Genomic DNA, 1,830 nt, shown 5'->3' with positions numbered 1-1,830 from the left:
GCCCATCGGCAAGTTCGAAGGCGTGCAGGCGCCCCTGGCGCGCATGGCCGGGCATCTGTATGCCTGCGACGCGGTGCGCAAGGTCTCGGTGGCGTCACTGGATGCCGGTGAAAAACCCTCGGTGATCTCGGCCATCGCCAAATACCACGTTACCGAGCGGGCGCGGATCATCGTCAACGACGGCATGGACATCGTGGCCGGCAAGGGCATCTGCATGGGCCCCAACAACTTCCTCGCCCGGGCCTACCAGCAAAGCCCCATCGCCATCACGGTGGAGGGCGCGAACATCATGACTCGCTGCCTGATCATCTACGGCCAGGGCCTGATCCGCTGCCATCCGTATGTGTTCCGCGAGATGGAAGCGGCGCGCAATACGGACCGGCGCAAGGCCCTGGTGGACTTCGACAGCGCGATGTTCGGTCACCTGAGCTTCGTGCTGGCCAATACCGTGCGTGCCGCAGTGTATTCGCTGACGGGCGGACGGCTGATTTCCGTGCCGGGCAAGACCGATCCGGCGTTGGCGTCCTACTACCGCCAGGCCAATCGGCTGTCGGTGGTGTTGGCGTTGATCTCGGACATTTCCATGGGCGTGCTGGGCGGTGCCCTCAAGCGCAAGGAAAGCATCACCGGGCGGCTGGGAGACATTCTGTCCCAGCTGTACATCCTGTCCTGCGTGCTCAAGCGTTTTGAGGATGATGGCCGGCCACAGGCAGATTTGCCGCTGGTGCATTGGGCGGCCCAGGACGCGTTGCTGCGCGCCCATGAAGCCCTGGCCGAAGTGCTCGACAACTACCCGTCGAAAGCGGCGGCGGCGGTGGTGCGTGGCTTGACGTTCCCGTTCGGTATTCCACAGCGCAAACCGTCGGATCGCCTGTTGGCGCAAGTGGCGGAACTGGTGCAGGTGCCGGGGGAAACCCGCGACCGCTTGCTGGGCAATTCCTACATTCCTCGGCCGGAAATCGACAAGCTGGCTTACGGCGAACTGGCCTTGCGCCTGTTGCCGCAAGTGGAGCTGATCGAGGCGCGGCTCAAGGGGGCGATCAAGCAAGGCCTGATCGAGCCAATGCCGATTTCCAGTGCGGCGTTTACTCCGTGGCGAGTCAAGGCGCGGGCGCTGGACCTGATCAGCGAGGAAGACGACAGCTTGCTCGCGCGCTATGTGGAATATGGCGATCACGCGATCCAGGTGGACGACTTCCCGCAGGACTTCGGTTTGCTGGAAGCCTTGCAACAGCGCCAGCAGGCGTTGGAACAGGCCGCCAAACCGAGCGCAAGACGCCGCGCCAACCAAGGCGAAAACGCGCCGGTCAACTGACTGGAACTGGAGGAACACGACCCCTGTAGGAGCTGGCTTGCCTGCGATAGCGTTGGTTCAGTGCCAGTTGCATTGGCTGACACACCGCAATCGCAGGCAAGCCAGCTCCTACAAGGATCGGGTTTCCATGGCAACACCGTGTTTGTGAGTGAGTTTATCCATGAGTGACAGCTACCTTTCTTTCGTCAATTCCCCCTGGGGAGCCTGGCTGGCCCGCACTGCCGGGCTGCCCCAACCCCTGGCATTGCAACGTCACCGCAGCGGCCAGCAAGGCCTGGCCAACCCGGTAATCGTCGCGGGGGTAGGGCGCCTGGGGGCGCAAATCCAGCGCATCTTCACCGCCACCGACACAGTGACCGCCACCGCTGCGACCCTCAAGGCGCCCTCCACGGTCAAGGTCCAGGGCGCCGTGTTCGACGCCAGCGACATTGCCGACCTCAAGCAGTTGGACGAGCTCTACGAATTCTTCCACGCCAACGCCAGGCGCCTTGGGCAGCACGCCCGGGTGGTGGTGC

At 63.6% G+C, this 1,830-nt stretch carries 1 protein-coding gene and 1 pseudogene; both read left to right on the top strand.

Annotated elements, in window-relative coordinates:
- Window positions 1–1,315 (top strand): acyl-CoA dehydrogenase domain-containing protein (locus HX846_RS25120; protein ID WP_178966309.1); only part of this gene is annotated, 1,315 nt, incomplete at its 5' end.
- A gap of 160 nt (window positions 1,316–1,475) precedes the next feature.
- A pseudogene (locus tag HX846_RS25115) lies at window positions 1,476–1,830 on the top strand (short chain dehydrogenase); the annotation flags it as partial.

This window comes from Pseudomonas sp. K5002, assembly GCF_013386655.1.
Classification (GTDB): domain Bacteria; phylum Pseudomonadota; class Gammaproteobacteria; order Pseudomonadales; family Pseudomonadaceae; genus Aquipseudomonas.
Note: the sequence above shows the minus strand (reverse complement) of the source record. Positions and strands in the feature narration are given on the sequence as shown.